A 17,548-nucleotide genomic window follows, 5' to 3' on the forward strand; every position below is an offset into this window, starting at 1 on the left:
AGGCGTACACCCCTTCCGGGCGGGGCATGTCCAAGGTCTGGGGGCCGTAGCCGCCGTATGGGTGTGCCTTGGATGCTGCCCCGGAATAGACGAAGCCCCTGGCGCAATAGCGCAAGGGGCTCTTGCACAAAGATGCTACCCGAGGACTCAGAAAAGGGGCGCACGTTGTCGGCTCGCGACCACCTGCTAGTCGTCATCGACCCGGTCGCCCGCCGTACGGACGGTGAGTCGGTACGGATCGCGAAGGATGTGCTCGGCGCGGGCGCGTCGATCCGCACCTGCCTGCCCGAGGGGCCGGAGGACTTCACGAAAGCCCTGGCCAGACGGGGTACACGGCGGCTCGTGGTGATCGGTGACGACCGGACGCTGCTGCGGGCGGTGGGCGTCCTGCACCGGGAGCGGGGGCTCGGCGGCGCCGCGCTCTCGCTGGTGCCGGTCGGGGCCTCGCAGTCGCTGGCGCGGGTGTTCGGCGTGCCCGCGGGTGCGGTCGCAGCGGCCCGCGCCGTCCTCGAGGGGGCCGAGCGGCGGCTGGACCTGCTGGTGGACGAGAGCGACGGGGTCGTCCTGGGCGACCTGCGGATTCCTCCGGCGGGGGCGGTGGGCGCCGCGGCGCGGGGGCCCGCCGGAGCCGCGGCCGGCGCCGACGGCCACGCCTGGCTGCGGACCTGCCAGTCCTTCGTGCGCACCCTGGCCGCGCGGCCCTCCCGGGTGGCGGCGGCGCCGGGGCCGGGGCCCGCGCGGCTGCGGGTGGAGGCGGACGGCGTGACCCTGGTCGACCTGGACCAGCCGGTCGCGGACATCCGGGTCACCGCAGGGGGCGGCGGAGTCGCCGAGGTGGAGGTGCGGCCGTCCTCGGTGGGCGCGGAGGCGGCGCCGGTGCGGGTGCGCGCACGGACGGTGACGGTGTCGGGGAGCGACTTCCGCTACCGCGCGGACACGGTGCTGACGGGGCCCGTGCGCAGCCGCACGTGGACGGTCCGACCGGAGGCCTGGGGGCTGACGCTGCCTCGGTGAGACCGCCGGGGCGGGCGGTCACCCGGGATCACCGTCTGGGGCTGTCACTCCGGGGGCGGTCACCCCGGGTCCGTCACCTGCGGTGGTCACCCTGGGCCCGTCACCCGGGCGTCGGGCCGCCGGCCTTGCCGAAGAGCGTCTCGCGGTGGGCCCGCCAGCGGGCCATCATGCCCGCCAGCTCGCCGTCGATGAACTCGAAGAAGGCCAGCGTCTCGGCGAGGCGGCGACCCGCCGGGGTGTCGGGGCCGAGGTGGGTGACGCCGTCCCGCAGGGCGTTCTCCCAGCGCTTGAGCACCCCGTCGCGGTTGGCCAGCGCCTCGTACCACTGGTTGTCGTGCACCCGGAAGATGTCGCGCCGGGTGCCGGGCTCGCGTTCGCGCGTGACCATGTGCTGCTGGGTGAGGTAGCGCACGGCGCCCGACACGGCGGCGGGGCTCACCCGCAGCCGTGTCCCCAGCTCGGCCGAGGTGAGCGCGCCGGAGTGGGAGGCGAGCAGAGCGGCGAAGACACGGGCCGGCATCCGGGCCATCCCCGCCTCGACGAGCTGCGCGGCGAACTGCTCCACGAAGCGCGACACCACCTCCGCCTCCGGGCCCCGCACCTGCCCGTCCCGCGCCTCGGCCGGACTGCCGGCCTGGTTCTCCGTCCGCGTCCCGGACTGCGTCTCCGCCTGGTTTCCGGCGTCGTCCCTGGTCATGCGTCGATCATCTCCCGTGCTTCCCCGGCCGCCGCGCCCGCCCGCTGCCGCCGCGCACCACCACCGTCACCCTCACGCGTGAGTTTATATGCTTCCTTAACTTCACAAATTTGTGAATCCCGCGTACTTTCATCAACATGACGAAGGCAATCGAGGCCGTCGACGTAGCCGGTCTGCACAAGTCGTTCGGCCCCACCCACGCGCTCGACGGTCTCGACCTGCACGTCGGGTCCGGCGAGGTGCACGGCTTCCTCGGGCCCAACGGAGCCGGGAAGTCCACCGCCATCCGGGTCCTGCTCGGGCTGCTCCGCGCCGACTCCGGCACCGCGCGCCTGCTCGGCGGCGACCCGTGGGCCGACGCGGTGGCCCTGCACCGCCGCATCGCCTACGTCCCCGGCGACGTCACCCTGTGGCGCAACCTCTCCGGCGGCGAGGTCATCGACCTCTACGGAAGGCTGCGCGGCGGGCTCGACCGGGCCCGGCGCGACGAACTCGTCGAGCGGTTCGAACTCGACCCGACCAAGAAGGGCCGCACGTACTCCAAGGGCAACCGGCAGAAGGTGGCCCTCGTCGCCGCCTTCGCGTCCGACGTCGACCTGCTGATCCTCGACGAGCCGACCTCCGGGCTCGATCCGCTCATGGAAGAGGTCTTCCAGAGCTGTGTGACGGAGGCGCGCGGACGCGGGCGGACCATCCTGCTCTCCTCGCACATCCTCAGCGAGGTCGAGACGCTCTGCGACCGCGTCAGCATCATCAGGAAGGGGCGGACCGTGGAGAGCGGCTCCCTGGCCGAGCTGCGCCATCTGACGCGGACCAGCGTCACCGCCGAACTCACCGAACCGCCGGGCGACCTGTCGGCCCTGCCCGGCGTCCACGACCTCGCCGTCACCGACCTCGCCGTCGTCGATCCCGCCGTCGCCGAGCGGCGGGGCGAGGGCGGGCCCGGCCACCGGGTGAGGTTCCAGGTCGACACCGACAAGCTGGGCGCGGTGCTCACCTCGCTCGCGGGGGCGGGCATCCGGTCGCTGACCAGCACCCCGCCCACGCTGGAGGAGCTGTTCCTGCGGCACTACCAGGACGACGTGCGGGACGACGCCGGCGCGCGGGAGGGGGCGATGGCGCGATGACCGCCGCCGCGGGACTCGCCGCCGCCCCCGTGACCCGTGCCGCCGGAGCCCGCCAACTCGCCGGCACGGGCGCCCTGTTGCGGCTCGCCCTGCGGCGCGACCGGGTGATGGCGCCGGTCTGGATGCTGGTCGTCTCCGGGATCGTCCTCGCCATGCCGGGCTCCCTGGAGAGCGTGTACGCGACCGCCGCCGAGCGGTCCGACGCCATGGAGTCGATGAACGCCAACTCCTCGATGCGGGCCATGTACGGCCCCGTCTTCGGCGACTCGGTCGGCGCCCTGACCGCCTGGCGCATCGGCTGCTACGCCGGGGTGCTCGCCGCCGTCATGAGCCTCGTCATCGTCGTACGGCACACCCGTGACGAGGAGGAGACCGGGCGGCAGGAGATGCTCTCCGCGGCCGTGGTGGGGCGGCGGGCGCCGCTCAGCGCCGCGCTCCTCGCGGCGTTCGCGGCCGACGCGGGCGCCGGGCTGCTGATCGCCCTCGGCATGGCGGGGCGGGGCGCCGCGGGGGCGTTCGCCCTCGGCATCGGGGTCGCGGGCACCGGCATGCTGTTCGCCGGGGTGGCGGCCATCGCCGCGCAGCTCACCGAGAGCGCGCGGCTCGCCAAGGGGATCACGGCGGCCGTCCTCGGCACGGCGTTCGTCCTGCGGGCCGCGGGCGACGCGGGCACGGCGGACGGCTCCTCGCCGCTGACCTGGCTCTCGCCGCTCGGCTGGCAGGTGAACCTGCGGCCCTACGCGGGCGAACGCTGGTGGGTGTGCGCGCTCATCGGCGGCGCGATCGCGGCCCAGGGCCTTCTCGCGTACGCGCTCGCGGGGCGGCGTGACGTCGGCATGAGCTTCCTGCCGACGCGGCCGGGGCCCGCGCGGGGCCGGATCGCCACCGCGGGCGCCCTCGCCCTGCGTCTCCAGCGGGGCAGTGTGCTCGGCTGGACGGCCGGGTTCCTGCTGGCGGGGATCGTGTTCGGCGGGATGGCGTCGGGCGCGGCCGATCTCGTGGGGGAGAACCGGAACACCCGCGACATCATCGAGCGCATGGGCGGCTCCGGAGGGCTGACGGACGCCTTCCTCGCCACGGTGACCGGGCTCTTCGGCATGGTCGCCGCCCTCTACGTGGTGGCGTCCGTGCTGCGGCTGCACGGCGAGGAGACCTCGCAGCGCGCCGAGCCGGTGCTCGCGGGCGCGGTGGGGCGGCTGCGGTGGGCCGCCGGGCACCTGGTGATCGCCTTCGGCGGGACGGTGCTCCTGATGGCGGCCTGCGGCCTCGGCATGGCCGTCGGCCACGGCGAGGACACGGCGGCCGTGGTCGGCGCGAGCCTGTCGCGGCTCCCCGCGATCTGGGTGCTCGGCGGCCTCGCGGTCCTGCTCGTCGGGGCCTGCCCCAAGGGGGCCGTCGCCGCCTGGGCCGTCGTCGGGACCTGCCTGGCGATCGGCTGGGTCGGCCCGGCGCTCGACCTCCCCCAGGGGGTCATGGACCTCTCCCCCTTCGGGCATCTGCCGAAGCTGCCGGGGGCGGCGATGGACTGGTCCCCGCTGCTGCTCCTCACCCTGATCGCGGCGGCCCTCGTCGCCGCGGGGCTCGCGGGGCTGCGGCGGCGGGACATGACGACCGGTTAGGGCCCGCCCGTCACACCTCGACCAGGAGTTCCCGCAGCCCCCGGATCACGAAGTTCGGCCCGCGGCGGGGTTCCGCCGCGAGCCGCAGCTTCGGGGCCCTGCGGAGGAGCGCGCCCAGCGACGCCGCCAGTTCGATGCGGGCCAATGGCGCGCCGACGCAGTAGTGGATGCCCGCGCTGAAGGAGATGTGGGGGTTGTCGCGGCGGGCGACGTCCAGCTCGGCGGGACGGGTGAAGACCGCCGGGTCGTGGTTGGCGGACCCGAAGAGGAGCGCCAGTTCGGAGCCGCGCGGAATCGTCGTGCCGTCGATCTCGATGTCGTCGAGCACCCAGCGTTCGAAGAGCTGGAGCGGGGTGTCGAAGCGCATCAGCTCCTCCACCGCCGTGGGGATCAGGCGCCCGGGGTCCGCGCGCAGGGCGGCCAGCTGGTCCGGGTGGCGGAACAGCGCGTGCCAGCCGTTGACCGTGGCGTTCACGGTCGCCTCGTGCCCCGCGTTGAGCAGCAGCGCGCAGGTCGACACCATCTCCTGCTCGCTGAGCCGCTTCCCGCCGCCCTCGCCGGCCCCCTCCTCGGAATGGGCCGCGATCAGGCCCGACACCAGGTCGTCCCCCGGCTTCTCGCGGCGGGCCGCGATCACCGTGCGCAGATACGCGGAGAACTCCTCCGACGCCCGGACCGCGCGGGCCGCGGTGTCCTCGCCCGGGTTCAGCTCGTACATCCCGCAGATCGCCGCCGACCAGGGCCGGAGCAGAGGCCGGTCGGCCTCGGGGATCCCCAGCATCTCGGCGATCACGGCCACCGGGAGCGGTTCGGCGACCCGCGCGGCGAGGTCGCCGCCGCCGTCCGCCACCAGGTCGCGCACCAGGCCGTCCGCCAGCTCCTCGACGTAGGGCCGCAGCCGTTCGACCGTGCGCGGCGTGAACGCCTTGGTCACCAGGCGGCGGACACGGGTGTGCGCGGGCGCCTCCAGGTCGAGCATGCCGTGGTCGTTGAGCGTGTGGAACGGCTCGTGCTCGGGCGGCGGCGCCGCGCGGCCGAACTCCTCGTGCGTGAACCGGTGGAGATACGTCCGGCCGAGCCGCCGGTCCCGCAGCAGTGCCGCGACGTCCGCGTGGTGCGGGACCAGCCACTGGTCGGTGGGCGCGTAGTGGTGCACCCGCCCGGCCTCGCGCAGCCGGGCGTAGGCCGGATACGGGTCGGCGACGAACTCCGGCGACGAGGGGGCGAAGACCGCGGAGGCCTCGAAGGCTGCGTCCATGGCGCGACGCTAGCCGCGCCCGGGGCGGACGGCCAGGGGTCGGGCCGGCCGACCGCGGGCGCGAACGGCCGCGCCCCCACAAGGCCCGGGCCTCAGCCCGGCGTGACCAGCCGCGCCTCGTACGCGAACACCGCCGCCTGCGTGCGGTCCCGCAGCCCGAGCTTCACCAGGACGCGGCTGACGTGCGTCTTGATGGTGGACTCCGCGACCACCAGGCGGGAGGCGATCTCCGCGTTCGACAGGCCCTGCGCGATCAGCACGAGGACCTCCGTCTCGCGCTCGGTCAGTTCGCCGTACTGCTGGGCCTGGACCGAGGCGGAGAGCCGCGGCGTGTCCGCCAGCTTCGAGAACTCCGTGATGAGGCGGCGGGTCACCGTCGGCGCAAGCAGCGCCTCGCCGGACGCCACCACCCGCACCCCGTCGGCGAGCTGGCGGGCCGATGCGTCCTTGAGCAGGAATCCGGAGGCTCCCGCGCGCAGCGCCTGGTACACGTACTCGTCGAGGTCGAACGTGGTCAGGACCAGCACCTTCGACGTGCCCTCGGAGGCGACGACCTCGCGGGTCGCCTCGATGCCGTTCAGCTCGGGCATGCGGATGTCCATCAGGACCACGTCGGGGGCCAGCTCGCGGACCCGGTCGACCGCCTCCCGGCCGTTGACCGCCTCGCCGATGACCTCGATGTCGGGCATCGCGTTGAGGAGGACGGAGAACCCCTCACGCACCATCATCTGGTCGTCGGCGATGAGCACCTTGATCGTCACGCGTCCGCTCCCGCCGGGTCCGTACGGTCGGCGAGCGCGACCGGCAGGAAGACCGTGACCTCATAGCCACCGTCCGCCGTCACCTCGGCCGTCATCTCGCCGTCCAGCATCGTGACACGCTCCCGCATGCCGGTGAGACCGTGGCCCGCCCCGGGGGACGGCTTGACCAGGCCCTTCGCCGGGCCGTTGACGATGCGCAGGCCCAGGCCGCCCAGCACATAGCCGACCTCCACGCGCGCCGCGGCGCCGGGCGCGTGGCGCAGGCTGTTGCTCAGCGCCTCCTGCACGATCCGGTACGCCGACAGCTCGACGCCCTGCGGCAGCTCGCGCACCGCCCCGGTGACCACCTTGTCGACCTCCAGGCCCGCGTCCCTGACGTTGTCCAGGAGGCGGTCGAGGTCGGCGAGGGTGGGCTGCGGGGCGTCCGGGGCCTCGTAGTCCTCGGCGCGGACGACGCCGAGGACCCGGCGCAGTTCGGTCAGCGCCGACACCGCGTTCTCACGGATGGTCACGAACGCCTGCTCCAGCTCGGGCGGCGGGTTCTCCACGCGGTAGGGCGCGGCCTCGGCCTGGATGGCGACCACCGACATGTGGTGCGCGACCACGTCGTGCAGCTCGCGGGCGATGGTGGTGCGCTCCTCCAGGAGCGTGCGCTTGCCGCGCTCCAGGGCGGTGGCGGTGCGCTGCACCGTGACCTCGCGCTGCGCCTCCTTGCGCACGTGTATCACCGTGGTGATCAGCAGCGCGATGGCGGAGAAGAACAGCATCGGCACGGAGTTGGAGCTGTCCATGCCCAGGAGCACCTCGGCCCCCAGCGCGTACGCCGCCGTGGCGATCCACATCCACAGGGCGGTGCGCGGGCCGGTCCGCGCCGCCACCACGACCATCACCACGATGTGCGCGAACAGGGCGGGCGGCGTCCACGGCAGGCCGTCCCAGCTGTTGCCGAGCGCGCCCGTGAAGGGCGTGGAGACCAGCGACACCCAGAACGCGCCGACCGGCCTGACCAGGGTCATCAGCACGGCGGCCGCGGGGACGAGACCGCTGAGCAGGTACATCGCGCCGTTGCCGCCCAGACTCAGCTGGTAGGCGATGAACACGGTGATCGCCGCCGCGGCCCCCACCAGGGCGTGGCGGCTCCAGTACGCGTACGCGCGCATCCGCTCCGGCAGGCGGCTGCCCAGCAGGCCCAGCGTCTCCCTCTGCGGCAGCGGGCGGTAGTCGAAGGCATCGTGGATCAACGCCTGACGCATGCCGCCGACGGCCTCCATCACGAGGCGGAACTCGGGGCTGCGGCGGCCTCTGGCCTTGAGCGGATCAGTCATCTCGGTCACGTCTACGAAGGTACGGGGGCGGGGTCTCGGGGTCGTCCACAGCAAGAGGGGTTCCGCGGGGTCCGTCGCAGGTACTACGCGGGGACACCGCGGCGGGGCCGGTGCGCCGCTCAGCACCCCGGGGGTCTGACGGCACCCGACGCGTACGCGCACACCGCCGCCCGCGTGCGGTCCCGCGGGCCCAGCTTCACCGGGACGCGGCCGACGTGCGCCTGCACGGTCTGCTCGGCGACCACGAGGCGCCCGCTGTCTGTCGCGTTCGACAGGCCCTGCGCGATCAGTCGCCGGGGGACGCCGGGAGACGCTGGAAGACCGCGGGTCACCCGCGCTCGGAACGCTGCGCGCGCTCTCAGAACGCCAGTTGCGCGATCTCCTCCGCCACCACCGCGCACGCGTCCGCCGCCGGGTCGATCAGCGGGAAGTGCCCGACCTCCTCCAGCAGGGTCAGGCCCACGACCTCGCCCGCCTTGGCCGCCGCGTCGGCGTACGCCTCGGCCACCGTGTGCGGCACCGTGATGTCGGAGCGGCCCTGCACGATGGTGGTGGCGATGCCGGTCGGCAGCAGCGCCGCCGGATCGGCGTAGGGCAGGCGGGACGCGAACCTCGCCTCGCCGCCCAGGAGTTGGGCGGACGCGCCGCCGCAGACGCCCAGCTCCTCGGCCGCGCGGAAGTCCGCGATCGGGGCGAGCGCCACGACGCCGCGCAGCGGGGCGGGGCGGTCGGTGCGCCACCGCGCGTCGGCGGGCAGCACGTGCCGCGCGGCGGCCCAGAGCGCCAGGTGGCCGCCCGCGGAGTGCCCGGTGACGACCGTGCGGCGCGGGTCGGCCGACGGCAGCGCCTCGCGGACGAGCGCGGGCAGCGCGTCGAAGGCGGCGGCCACGTCGTCGAAGGTCTCCGGCCAGCGCCCGGCCACGGGCCCCGCGCCGCCCTGGGCGGGGATGGGGCTGCCCCTGCGGTACTCGACGTTGGCGACGGCGAAGCCCCGGCGCGCCAGGAAGTCCGCGAACGGCGTGAGGTGCCGGCGGTCGTAGGGCGAGCGCCAGGCGCCGCCGTGCAGGACGACGACGAGCGGTGCGGGGCGGGGCATGTCGCCCCTCGGCGCGTAGAAGTCGACGACCTGGTCCGGGTGTTCGCCGTACGCGGCGGTGGCGTCCGGCTCCACGGCGGGATGCGAGAAGGCGGCTTCGGTCTCGGCGGCATCGCGGGCCACGGCGGCGTCGTCCGGCATGGCGGCAACCTCTCCACAGCAGTACGTCTTGCGGGGGCGCCCCCGTCCCTCCGGGGTGCGGAGGAACGGGAGCAAGATCGGCCGGACGTTATCAGCCCGGCGCCCGCCCCGGTGTCATGAGCCCGGGTGTCACGCCCCCAGGGTCCGCGCGAGGACCCGGGCCGCCTGCTCGGCGTCGGCGAAGGAGACGTACAGCGGGGTGAAGCCGAAGCGCAGCACGTCCGGCGCGCGGAAGTCACCGACCACGCCCTGCTCGATCAGGCGCTTCATGACGTCCCCGGCGCCGTCGCAGCGCAGCGCGACCTGACTGCCGCGCTCGGCGTGCGCCTTTGGCGTGAGCGACTCCACGAGCCCTTCGGGCACGTACGCCTCGACGCACCGCAGGAAGAAGTCGGTCAGGGCCAGCGACTTGGCCCGCACCGCGTCGACCGACACGCCGTCCCAGACGTCGAGGGCCGCGTCGAGGGCGAGCATCGACAGGATGTCGGGGGTGCCGACGCGCCCGCGCGTCACCCCGTCCGCCGCCTCGAAGCCGGGCCGCATCCCGAAGGGCTCGGCGTGCGAGTTCCAGCCGGGCAGCGGCGAGTCGAAGCGTTCCTGGAGTTCCCGGCGCACGTAGAGGTACGCGGGCGAACCCGGGCCGCCGTTCAGGTACTTGTAGGTGCAGCCCACGGCGAGGTCCACGCCGTGCTCGTCGAGACCGACCGGCAGCGCGCCCGCCGTGTGGCACAGGTCCCAGACGGCGAGGGCGCCCGCCGCGTGCGCCGCCGCCGTGAGGCCGGGCAGGTCGTGCAGCCGCCCGGTGCGGTAGTCGGCGTGGTTGAGCAGCACGGCGGCGGTGCGCGGGCCGAGCGCCGCGGGCGCCTCCGCCGGAGCGAGCGGGATCACCCGGCAGCCGGTGAGGCGGGCCGCCGACTGCGCGATGTAGCCGTCGGTGGGGAACGTCGTGGCGTCGACGAGGATCTCGTCGCGCCGCTCGTCCGGCGCGCCCCCGTCCGTGTCGCGCGCCATGCGCACCGCGGCGACCAGCGCCTTGAAGACGTTCACGCTGGTGGAGTCGCCGACCACGATCTGTCCGGGGGCGGCGCCGACCAGCGGGGCGACGCGGTCGCCGATGCGCTCGGGCGCGCTCCACCAGCCGCTCTCGTCCCAGGAGCGGATGCGCAGCTCGCCCCACTGCCGCTCGATGACGTCGGCGACGCGGGCCGGGACGTGCGCGGGCAGGGCGCCCAGCGAGTTGCCGTCCAGGTAGACCGTGTCGTCAAGGACGAACGCCTTCCGCTTCTCGGCCAGCGGGTCCTCGGCGTCCAGGGCCCCGGCCCGGCTCCGCAGATCGGCCTGGCCGGGCAGATCGGTCGGGCCCGGGGACTGGTTCCGCGGTTCAGACATGGCTCCTCGCCGTCCACAGCTCGGGGAAAACGTTCTTCGTGGCGCGCTTCTCCAGCCAGGCCACGCCGGCGGAGCCGCCCGTGCCCGTCTTGGAGCCCATCGCGCGGCGGGTGGCGACCAGGTGGTCGTTGCGCCAGCGCCAGACCAGCTCCGCGACGTCCGTCAGCGTCTCGCCCAGCCGGGCGAGGTCACCGCTCTCGTCGCCGGAGTAGAGCTCGGTCCACACCGCCTCCACCTCGGGCGACGGCTCGTACTTCCTGGCGAGGTCCCGCTCGAGCACCGAGGCCGGGATCGCGTGGCCGCGGCGGGCGAGCAGCCTGAGCACCTCGTCGTACAGGCTCGGCTCGTGCAGGGCCTTCTCCAGCTCCGCGTGGACGCGCGGCGCGCCCCGGTGCGGCACCAGCATGGACGCCGACTTGTCGCCGAGCAGGAACTCCATGCGGCGGTACATCGCGGACTGGAAGCCCGAGCCCTCGCCGAGCGCGCCGCGGTAGGAGTTGAACTGCGCGGGGGTGAGCTGGGCGAGCGGGGTCCAGGAGTGGTTCAGGGCCTCCAGCTCGCGGATGCTGCGCTTCAGCGCGGCGACGGCGACCGGGATGTCGTCCCGGCGCAGCGCCTGCGCGGCGGTCTCCCACTCGTGGACGATCACGGTGAACCACAGCTCCATGACCTGGGTCGTGACCAGGAAGACCATCTCGCCGGGGTCGTCCGAGCGCAGGTGCTGGAGGTGGGTGAGGACGTCCGCCTGGACGTAGTCCTCGTACGGGGTGGTGCCCGCGAAGTCGAGATTCGGGCTCTCGTCCTCGTGCGCCCGCGCCGCTGCGGACACCTGCGTGCCGGTGCTCGCCCGTGTCTCGGTGGACGTCTCGGGCGTCTCGGCGGACGTCTCACGCGTCTCTACGGACGTCTCATGCGCCTCTGGGGACATCGCTGTCTCCTCGATACGTACTCCGGGTAGCGGTCCGCCCCTGCCGTTACCGGCACGGGGGCCCCGGTCCCCACCGGAATCCTCCGTAACTTTCCCGGAATCGGCAAGGGACGGCCAGACGGACAGCACCCACCGCACGACGCCGCTTTCACCGCATTCCGGGCTCACTCACGCCTGGACGCGGCGCCGCTCGCGGCAGGCGCGCAAGTGGGCGGCGTTGCCGCAGCCCCGGACCGAGTGCCAGACGCCGCTGTTGTTGCGGGAGCGGTCGTAGAACGCGGCGGAGCAGGGCTCGTTGCGGCAGATCTTCAGCCGGCGCCAGACGCCGGAGGCCTGGGCGAGCAGCCCCTCGGCGAGGACCGCGGAGGCCAGCCAGCGGGCGCCCGCGCCCTCCGGCTCCACGGTGAGGGTGCCGTCGCCCGCGAGCCCGACGACGACCGGCGCGGAGGTGAAGCGCACCGCGTCCCCGCCGCGGTCGCCCGCGGCGAGCGCGCGCCGCACCTGGTCCCGCAGGCACCGCAGCCGGGGCAGGTCGTCATCGGTCAGCGCGAGCCGCACGTCGGCCCTGCCCGTCTCCCTCGCCCAGTCGCGCACCGCCAGGTCGGCCCACTCCTGGGCGACGCCGAGCGAGCCGTCGGCCAGCAGGTCGGGCAGCTCGGCGGGGGTGGGGCGGCCTGCGGGCGCGGTGTTCAGGAGCTCCTGGACGAGGGCGAGGCCGCCGGGCGCGGGGGTCAGGCAGTAACGCTCGGACGCGGGCCGGTTCATGCCCTTCACGGTACCCGCCTTCGCATCAACATGACCAAACGCGTTACGGTGCTGTCAGCGGGCTCACGAAGACGCTGTCGGAGGACCCGCGAAGACCTTCGTACCGAGAGCCCTGGAGGGCCGCATGGAAGCCATGGAAGCGACCACGGAAGCGACGACCGGAACCGGCGAGCGGGCCGCCCGCGTGCTCGGCCGCCCCTTCGACATCAACGGCCTCACCCTGCGCAACCGCATCGCCATGGCGCCCATGACCCGCGAGTTCTCGCCGGACGGCGTGCCCGGCGAGGACGTCGCCCAGTACTACGCCCGCCGCGCGGCCGGCGGCGTCGGCCTGATCGTCACCGAGGGCACGTACGTCGACCACGCGTCGGCCGGCAGCAGCCACCGCGTCCCGCACTTCTACGGCGACGCGGCGCTCGCGGGCTGGCAGAAGGTCGCCGAAGCCGTGCACGCGGCCGGCGGCCGGATCGTCCCGCAGCTCTGGCACGTGGGCGCCACCCGCGACGCGGGCCAGGGCCCCGTCCCCTCCGCGCCCCCGGCGGGCCCCTCCGGCCTCGGCCTCGACGGCGAGGCCAAGGGCCACGCGATGACGGGCGACGACCTCGACGCGGTGATCGGCGCCTTCGCCGACAGCGCGGCGGCCGCCGAGCGCATCGGCTTCGACGGCGTCGAACTGCACGGCGCCCACGGCTACCTGATCGACCAGTTCCTCTGGGGCGTCACCAACCGCCGCACCGACGGCTATGGCGGCGACCTCGCCTCCCGCACCCGTTTCGCCCGGGAGATCGTCGAGGCGGTGCGCGCGGCGGTCTCACCGGCGTTCCCGGTGATCTTCCGGCTCTCCCAGTGGAAGGCGAACGACTTCGACGCGAAGCTGGCGGAGGACCCGGCCCAGCTCGACGCCCTGCTCGCCCCGCTGGCCGCCGCGGGCGTCGACGCCTTCCACGCGTCCACGCGCCGCTACTGGCTCCCCGAGTTCCCCGGCGACGACCTCAACCTCGCCGGCTGGGTCAAGAAGCTCACCGGCAAGGCCACGCTCTCCGTCGGCTCAGTCGGCCTCGACAAGGAGTTCGTGGGCCCGCAGGGCTTCTCCAAGGAGTCCGCGTCCACCGGCATCGACCTGCTCCTCGACCGCATGGAGCGGGAGGAGTTCGACGTCATCGCGGTGGGCCGCGCGTTGATCGCCGACCCCGAGTGGGCCGACAAGGCGGTCTCCGGCCGCCTGGCCGACGCGGCGCCCTACGACGCGGGGCTGCTCGGCTCTCTGCGCTGAGCACCGGCGTCGCGAAAGCCCCCGCGCCCTCTCCGGGACGCGGGGGCTTTCGACTACTCAGCCCAGCGTCTCCGCCGCGGTCTCCGAGGAGTCCCGCAGGAAGCCCGCGCAGCGCTCGTACTCCTCCTGCTCGCCGATCGACCGCGCGGCCCGCGCGAGGGCGTGCAGGGCCCGCAGGAAGCCGCGGTTGGGCTCGTGCTCCCACGGCACGGGGCCGTGGCCCTTCCAGCCGCTGCGGCGCAGGGCGTCGAGGCCGCGGTGGTAGCCCGTACGGGCGTACGCGTACGACTCGACGACACTGCCGCGTTCGAACGCCGCGTCGGCGAGCTGCGCCCAGGCGAGCGAGGACGTCGGGTACTTCGCGGCGACGTCGGAGGGGTCCGCGCCGTTCGCGAGGAGCTCGCGCGGCTCGGGGTCGTCGGGCAGATGGGTCGGGGGCGGTCCCCCGAGCAGATCCTGGTGAATGGCCATGGGACCAAGTCTGCGGCATCCCGGCACGACGAAGGCCCCGGGTCGGTGATCCGGGGCCTTCGCACGCGGGACGAGAGGGGCTACTTCAGCTTCGTGCCCGTGGAGCGCAGGTTCGCGCAGGCCTCGGTGACGCGCTTGGCCATGCCGGCCTCGGCCAGCTTGCCCCAGGTGCGCGGGTCGTACGTCTTCTTCGAGCCGACCTCGCCGTCGACCTTCAGGACGCCGTCGTAGTTGCGGAACATGTGGTCCGCGACGGGCCGCGTGAAGGCGTACTGGGTGTCGGTGTCGAGGTTCATCTTGACGACGCCGTTCTCGAGCGCGGTCGAGATCTCCTCGGCGGTCGAGCCCGAGCCGCCGTGGAAGACGAAGTCGAACGGCGACTGCTTGCCGTACTTCGAGCCGACGCCCTCCTGGAGGTCCTTCAGGAGCTCGGGGCGCAGGACGACGTTGCCCGGCTTGTAGACGCCGTGCACGTTGCCGAAGGAGGCGGCCAGGAGGTAGCGGCCCTTCTCGCCCAGGCCCAGGGCCTCGGCGGTGCGGATCGCGTCGTCGACGGTGGTGTACAGCTCGTCGTTGATCTCGTGGGTGACGCCGTCCTCCTCGCCGCCGGTCGGCGTGATCTCCACCTCAAGGATGATCTTCGCGGCGGCGGCCTTGGCGAGCAGCTCCTGGCCGATGGCCAGGTTGTCGGCCAGGGTCTCGGCGGAGCCGTCCCACATGTGCGACTGGAAGAGCGGGTCGCGGCCCTGCGCGACGCGCTCGGCGGAGACGTCGATCAGCGGACGGACGTAGGTGTCCAGCTTGTCCTTGGGGCAGTGGTCGGTGTGCAGCGCGACCGTCACGTCGTACTTCGCGGCGACGATGTGCGCGAACTCGGCGAGCGCGACCGCGCCGGTCACCATGTCCTTGCTGTGCTGGCCGCCCAGGAACTCCGCACCACCCGTGGAGATCTGGATGATGCCGTCGCTCTCGGCCTCCGCGAACCCGCGCAGCGCGGCGTGCAGGGTCTGCGAGGACGTCACGTTGATGGCCGGGTAGGCGAACTTGCCTGCCTTCGCCCGGTCGAGCATCTCGTTGTAGACCTCGGGAGTTGCGATGGGCATGTGTCCGCTCCTTGTGATGTGCGGGTGGGTGCTGTGCTGCTTGACCCTGACCTGGGGGCGACGACATTGTCGCCCCCATCCTTCCAGACGCGACGGTCCTCGCGGACGCGACCGTCAGTCCAGGCCGAGGTCGTCCTTGGAGTACGCGAAGAGGTACGGCACGCCCGCGCCCTCGGTGATCTTCTCGCCGGCGCCCGTGGCGCGGTCCACGATGGTGGCGACGCCGACGACCTCGGCACCCGCCTCGCGGACGGCCTCGACGGCGGTCAGCGGCGAGCCGCCGGTGGTGGAGGTGTCCTCGACGACCAGGACGCGGCGGCCCTTGATGTCGGGGCCCTCGACGCGGCGCTGCATGCCGTGCGCCTTGGCGGCCTTGCGGACCACGAAGGCGTCCAGGCGCTTGCCGCGCGCGGCGGACGCGTGCAGCATCGCGCCCGCGACGGGGTCGGCGCCCATGGTCAGACCGCCCACGGCGTCGAAGTCGAGGTCCGCGGTGAGGTCCAGCAGGACCTGTCCGACCAGCGGGGCGGCTTCACCGTCGAGGGTGATCCGGCGGAGGTCGATGTAGTAGTCGGCCTCCAGGCCGGAGGAGAGCGTCACCTTGCCGTGCACGACGGCCTTGTCCTTGATCTGCTGCAGCAGCTCGCCGCGTACGTCAGTCATGCACAGAAGCTTAAAGCCGACGCCAGCTCCAGGTCGTCGACGTCTCCAGGGGCTCGATGGGGGTGACGAGGCGCGGATCGGTGTTGAGTCCGTCGGGCGGCCCGGTCTGCGGCTCCACGCACACCGCGGCCTCCTGCTCGTCGTAGACGACGACCCACCGCTCACGGCTCGTGACGTCGACCTCGAACCGCCCGGGCCAGGTCAGCGTGACGTCGACGCCGTCGGGCATGCCGAAGCAGTCGTCCCACGGTCCGGGCCTCGGGTCGATCCGGCGGCCGGTCGGCAGGTGGTCCTCGCCGCGCTCCTCCTGCCAGGCCGGGGTGAAGTCGACGCGCACGGGGTCGCCGCCGCCCTCCAGGGAGCGGTTGAACCACGGGTGCCAGCCCGCCTGGGCGGGGAAGGAGGCGCCGTACGTCTCGATGCCCAGGCGCAGCGTCAGCGTGTCCTCGGTCAGCTCCACGATCTGTGTGACGCGCCCGGGGTAGGGCCAGGGGTCGGCGAGGTCGTAGGTGAAGACGGCCTCGGTGTCCGAGGTGCGGGCCGTACGCCATTCGGCGTTCCGCGCGAAGCCGTGGATGGCGTGCGGCGGGGAGTTCAGCGGCATCTGGTGGACCGCGGCGCCGTCGCGGAACCGGCCGTCCCTGATCCGGCCGCACCAGGGCGCCATGGGGAAGCAGCCGTACTTCTGCCCCTGCCGCAGCAGCTCGACGCCGCCGACGCGCAGACTTCCGATGCGGCAGCCGTTGCCCGGCTGCACCGTCACTTCCGCGTCGCCCGCGGTGAGGATCACGTCTTCGTTGCTCACGGATCCGACCCTACGGCGTCCAAGGTCAGCGGCGGCGGCGCAGGGCCCTGCCGACCACGATGGCCGAGGCCACCGCGAGGGCCGCCGCGGGCGCGGCCCAGCGCAGCGTGGCGCCGGCGACGAGGGCCTCGGGGGCGGGGGCGGGGGCGTACCGGCCGCGGGGCGGGGCGTGGTCGACCTCCTCGGCGCTGCGGCCGATCATGGTGCGGCGGGCGTGCGCGGCCTCGGCGGGCGGCGCGTCGATGTCCTCGACGTCGTCCATCTCGTCGAGCCGCTCGGGCCCGTCCGCGTCGTCGAGCTCCGTCAGCTCGTCCAGCTCGTCCAGCTCGCCCAGTTCATCGAGGTCGTCGAGGTCGAGCGCGTCGCCGAGGCCGTCGCCGTCCACGCCGTCGTCCGCGTCCTCGCCCGCGTCGGCCCCGGCTGCCGTGGTGTCCTCCGCAGGGCCGGAGTCCGCGGGCGCCGCCGCCGCGAGCCCCTCGGCGAACCGGTCCAGGAGCCGCAGCACCGCCGACTCGACCGCCTGGGGGGTGTTCTCCTCGGTGATGCGCCCGTCCGCGGTGGCCGTCCCGCCGAAGACGAGGCTCGCCCCCGCCGCGGCCGGCTCGATCCGCACGGTCAGCGAGAACCGGACGGAGCCGGAGCCGCGCGCCTCGCTCCCCTCGCCCTCGATGGCGTACGTCCCGTCGCCGCGGGCGTCGGCCGCGGCGGACCCGCGGTACGTGATCGAGTGCCCGCCGACGCGCACCTTCAGGCGCCCGGCGAGCGGACCCGCCGTCGCCTCCGCGTCACGCTGCAGGCCCGGCACCGCCCCTGCGACCCTCTCGGGGTCCGCGAGGGCCTGCCTCAGCCGCGCCGCCGGAACCGGAACGAACACCTCATGCTCCATGACGATCGAGCCTACCCATGCGCCCGCCGCCATGTGCGGCGGTTCGGCGGAGCGTGTACGTCGGTTCGCGTAACGCGGACGCGCCGGGGTGGACGCCGCGAGCCCCGACGCATGCGTCCGAAGCGCCGCCCTCGGCGCCCGCGTGGCCGCCGAGGGAGTGCCGCTCACCGGTGGTGAGGGCGGGCTCCGGCACGCCCGTGTCGTCGACGAGGACGGCGGCGGTTCGA

At 73.9% G+C, this 17,548-nt stretch carries 18 protein-coding genes; 4 read left to right on the top strand and 14 right to left on the bottom strand.

Annotated features, from left to right (window positions below):
* Window positions 1-132 precede the first annotated feature (132 nt).
* Entirely contained in the window at window positions 133-1,014 is an 882-nt protein-coding gene (locus DCW30_RS10225) for a diacylglycerol kinase family protein (RefSeq protein ID WP_076685233.1), read from the top strand.
* A gap of 100 nt (window positions 1,015-1,114) precedes the next feature.
* Here the strand turns inward: DCW30_RS10225 and DCW30_RS10230 are convergent, their stop codons facing one another.
* Entirely contained in the window at window positions 1,115-1,711 is a 597-nt protein-coding gene (locus tag DCW30_RS10230) for a GbsR/MarR family transcriptional regulator (protein ID WP_162933570.1), read from the bottom strand.
* Window positions 1,712-1,848: 137 nt separating this feature from the next.
* On the opposite strand from DCW30_RS10230, the gene DCW30_RS10235 reads away from it, so the two are divergent.
* Together DCW30_RS10235 and DCW30_RS10240 are read left to right on the top strand one after the other, a co-directional pair.
* Entirely contained in the window at window positions 1,849-2,838 is a 990-nt protein-coding gene (locus DCW30_RS10235) for an ABC transporter ATP-binding protein (protein WP_076685234.1), read from the top strand.
* Window positions 2,835-4,457 (top strand): ABC transporter permease, encoded by a 1,623-nt coding sequence (locus DCW30_RS10240; protein WP_076685235.1) that lies wholly within the window; start codon window positions 2,835-2,837, stop codon window positions 4,455-4,457. Before DCW30_RS10235 ends, DCW30_RS10240 begins: the two co-directional genes overlap by 4 nt.
* 10 nt (window positions 4,458-4,467) lie before the next feature.
* Here DCW30_RS10240 and DCW30_RS10245 read toward each other — a convergent pair whose 3' ends face one another.
* The 8 genes from DCW30_RS10245 to DCW30_RS10280 form a co-directional block, all read right to left on the bottom strand.
* Window positions 4,468-5,715, bottom strand: a complete 1,248-nt coding sequence (locus DCW30_RS10245) for a cytochrome P450 (RefSeq protein ID WP_076685236.1) — start codon at window positions 5,713-5,715, stop codon at window positions 4,468-4,470.
* A gap of 92 nt (window positions 5,716-5,807) precedes the next feature.
* Window positions 5,808-6,476 carry a response regulator gene (locus tag DCW30_RS10250; RefSeq protein ID WP_076685237.1) on the bottom strand — a complete coding sequence of 223 codons (669 nt, stop codon included), beginning with the start codon at window positions 6,474-6,476 and terminating at the stop codon, window positions 5,808-5,810.
* Complete coding sequence (locus tag DCW30_RS10255) at window positions 6,473-7,801, bottom strand: sensor histidine kinase (RefSeq protein WP_076689057.1); 1,329 nt, start codon at window positions 7,799-7,801, stop codon at window positions 6,473-6,475. The genes DCW30_RS10250 and DCW30_RS10255 overlap by 4 nt, the downstream gene beginning before the upstream one ends.
* A gap of 119 nt (window positions 7,802-7,920) precedes the next feature.
* Window positions 7,921-8,202, bottom strand: a complete 282-nt coding sequence (locus DCW30_RS38215; RefSeq protein WP_107419630.1) for a LuxR C-terminal-related transcriptional regulator — start codon at window positions 8,200-8,202, stop codon at window positions 7,921-7,923.
* Window positions 8,160-9,038 carry an alpha/beta hydrolase gene (locus DCW30_RS10265; protein ID WP_076685238.1) on the bottom strand — a complete coding sequence of 293 codons (879 nt, stop codon included), beginning with the start codon at window positions 9,036-9,038 and terminating at the stop codon, window positions 8,160-8,162. The genes DCW30_RS38215 and DCW30_RS10265 overlap by 43 nt, the downstream gene beginning before the upstream one ends.
* A 129-nt stretch (window positions 9,039-9,167) precedes the next feature.
* The gene (gene kynU / locus DCW30_RS10270; RefSeq protein ID WP_076685239.1) at window positions 9,168-10,427 is read right to left on the bottom strand and encodes a kynureninase; all 1,260 of its coding nucleotides are present in this window, start codon (window positions 10,425-10,427) and stop codon (window positions 9,168-9,170) included.
* Window positions 10,420-11,355 carry a tryptophan 2,3-dioxygenase family protein gene (locus DCW30_RS10275; RefSeq protein ID WP_079250050.1) on the bottom strand — a complete coding sequence of 312 codons (936 nt, stop codon included), beginning with the start codon at window positions 11,353-11,355 and terminating at the stop codon, window positions 10,420-10,422. The genes kynU and DCW30_RS10275 overlap by 8 nt, the downstream gene beginning before the upstream one ends.
* Window positions 11,356-11,523: 168 nt before the next feature.
* Window positions 11,524-12,120: a CGNR zinc finger domain-containing protein gene (locus DCW30_RS10280; RefSeq protein ID WP_076689061.1), complete on the bottom strand. Its 597-nt coding sequence runs from the start codon at window positions 12,118-12,120 to the stop codon at window positions 11,524-11,526.
* 133 nt (window positions 12,121-12,253) lie between these two features.
* Here DCW30_RS10280 and DCW30_RS10285 point away from each other — a divergent pair, with 133 nt between their 5' ends.
* Window positions 12,254-13,393, top strand: coding sequence for an NADH:flavin oxidoreductase (locus DCW30_RS10285; protein ID WP_076689063.1), 1,140 nt, complete (start codon window positions 12,254-12,256; stop codon window positions 13,391-13,393).
* A gap of 57 nt (window positions 13,394-13,450) precedes the next feature.
* Here the strand turns inward: DCW30_RS10285 and DCW30_RS10290 are convergent, their stop codons facing one another.
* The 5 genes from DCW30_RS10290 to DCW30_RS10310 form a co-directional block, all read right to left on the bottom strand.
* The gene (locus tag DCW30_RS10290) at window positions 13,451-13,864 is read right to left on the bottom strand and encodes a DUF3151 domain-containing protein (RefSeq protein WP_062774602.1); all 414 of its coding nucleotides are present in this window, start codon (window positions 13,862-13,864) and stop codon (window positions 13,451-13,453) included.
* 80 nt (window positions 13,865-13,944) lie between these two features.
* On the bottom strand, window positions 13,945-14,967 hold the full coding sequence (gene fbaA, locus DCW30_RS10295; protein ID WP_062774600.1) for a class II fructose-bisphosphate aldolase: 1,023 nt from the start codon (window positions 14,965-14,967) through the stop codon (window positions 13,945-13,947).
* Between the two features lie 114 nt (window positions 14,968-15,081).
* Window positions 15,082-15,630, bottom strand: a complete 549-nt coding sequence (pyrE, locus tag DCW30_RS10300) for an orotate phosphoribosyltransferase (RefSeq protein WP_062774598.1) — start codon at window positions 15,628-15,630, stop codon at window positions 15,082-15,084.
* Window positions 15,631-15,640: 10 nt separating this feature from the next.
* Window positions 15,641-16,435: an aldose epimerase family protein gene (locus tag DCW30_RS10305; RefSeq protein WP_076685240.1), complete on the bottom strand. Its 795-nt coding sequence runs from the start codon at window positions 16,433-16,435 to the stop codon at window positions 15,641-15,643.
* Window positions 16,436-16,460: 25 nt separating this feature from the next.
* Complete coding sequence (locus tag DCW30_RS10310; protein ID WP_079250380.1) at window positions 16,461-17,321, bottom strand: SRPBCC family protein; 861 nt, start codon at window positions 17,319-17,321, stop codon at window positions 16,461-16,463.
* Between the last annotated feature and the right edge of the window lie 227 nt (window positions 17,322-17,548).

The organism is Streptomyces alfalfae (assembly GCF_004127445.1).
Lineage (GTDB): Bacteria > Actinomycetota > Actinomycetes > Streptomycetales > Streptomycetaceae > Streptomyces > Streptomyces alfalfae.